This window comes from Listeria valentina (genome assembly GCF_011800755.1).
In the GTDB taxonomy this organism is placed as follows: Bacteria; Bacillota; Bacilli; order Lactobacillales; family Listeriaceae; genus Listeria; species Listeria valentina.
This window is the reverse complement of record NZ_JAATJW010000123.1, coordinates 1-1818: the sequence shown is the minus strand read 5'-3', so window position 1 is coordinate 1818 and position 1818 is coordinate 1. Positions and strand designations below refer to the sequence as shown.

1 protein-coding gene and 1 pseudogene are annotated in these 1818 nt (G+C 42.5%); both read right to left on the bottom strand.

The genetic code is table 11. From position 1 onward, the window contains the following. Positions 1 to 1637 (bottom strand): BppU family phage baseplate upper protein (locus HCK02_RS13685; protein ID WP_167630653.1); only part of this gene is annotated, 1637 nt, incomplete at its 3' end. Continuing rightward, a pseudogene (locus HCK02_RS13680) lies at positions 1634 to 1818 on the bottom strand (hypothetical protein); the annotation flags it as partial. The pseudogene HCK02_RS13680 and the gene HCK02_RS13685, both read right to left, overlap by 4 nt.

Here is a 1818-nt window from a genome sequence, read left to right as displayed (position 1 = left end):
ATGCCATCGAGACCCGTGTTGACATCTGCGGCACCAACCGCCACGATATTAATATCTCCGCCACTCGATAAATAAATATTGGCGTGATTGCTTGCGGCTGTAGATTGTTGTGCGCCCGAAAATAGTTTATTCCAATCGGTATCAGGTGCAAGCATTGTTGGGACTGTTGCGCAAATCCCCGTTCCTGTGCCTGTGCCTTTGGCAACGATGCCGCTTATACTAACCCAATAGCGATTGCCCATCTTTACATAGCTTGCTGTAAGTGTCCTAGACGCTGTGAAGCCGTTCTTAGGGGTCAACGTGACTTTTTGAACCGTTAAAGACGTATCAAAGTAAGATTTTGCATCAGTCAACGCTTTATCTGCTTTCGCTTGAGCATCAGAAACAGAAGCGAGTTCGCTCCAGCCGTTTGCATCTGTCTTAGAGTGAATGTAAGGGGCATTGTTCAAGAAGTAGCGAGTGAACACTCGACCTGCATAGTGCATATACATCTGAATCACTGACGACGCAGAACGACGAATAGAATAGAGTGAACCTTGCGTATCCGTTTTTAACGATACAGGTGCATTCTGTGCGCTTGCATTCACATAGTAATCTTTCCCAAAATCAAGCGCTGTGTTTAAATCGGGTACGGCGTATACTTCATCAGTGAGTGCATAGCCATTATTTACTTTTATTGAAGCTGTAACACCATCTCTTTTTACTGAAATCGCACTTGTTGGCGTGATGGTTCCCTTTGCGGGCTTTTTAACACCATCAATCGTTGATTGACTACTTGTGTAGCTTGCAGGTGCCCACCCTCGAACGTAAGGATTAAGTGACGTAATCGGCTCTAACCCAAATTCGCCATCTTCACTTTGTACACCTTCACCGCCAACAGTCATTTCTAAATGTTTTGACCACACGCCAAATTCTTCCCCAAAATCCATGGTGATAACTGTACCATTTGGCTTTGCCCCCACATAGTGGAATAAATAGCCATAGCGCACATTCAAAGCCTCTTGTGCGTCTAGGTTTACAGAACCCGTAAACGTATCGCCAGTTTTTTTGGCAAATTGTTCTGGATCTATGCTGTTAAATTTTCCTTCTAATTCTTTCGCTTCTTTCTGGAGCTCTGCGGTATCTGTTTGAAGTTGAGTCACTTTTGCTTCTAGTTCCGTTTTTAAGTTCTCAAATTGATCGAGATACTCGCTTTTAATGTCTTCTAGATCAGAAATATAAACATTCTCTATAATATCTAAATCTTTGTCAATTAAAGCACGATCTATATTGAAAGAAAATTTATGGACGGAAAGAGATTGTTTCCCCTCGTTGTTATAGTGAATATAAACTTCACCATCCACTTTTCCGTAGTGTTTTACTTCATCTGCTGTGAGCAAGTAAGAAACGGTGCTCTTTTCTCTATCCACTTCCATATCTTTCTTGACTTTTAACTGATTCCCAACCAAGTAAATAACTGCATTAGCTGGTTCAGAAAGTGGCAATAGCTCGCCATCTTTTTTCACAACAAAACGAAGAAGTGCGGTGTTTTCATCTTGTGTTGAAAATGTGGCTTTCAAATTAATTGGTTGAATATCCTTTACACTCACATCGAGTTCAGACTGCACTTTTTTATAGACACTATTTAGCTCATTCATGCCCTTACCTCACCGCCTCCAGATGGTCTATTCGGGGTATCTGCTCCCCAAGTGATGTTATTAGCGTTGTAGATGACCGACGATTGTGGATAAAGACCGATGGTACTATTCGCTCCGTGCGTAGTCCCTTGCGCGATCACATCCGCCGCATTGTAACCTCGAATATCTACATTCTGGCTGG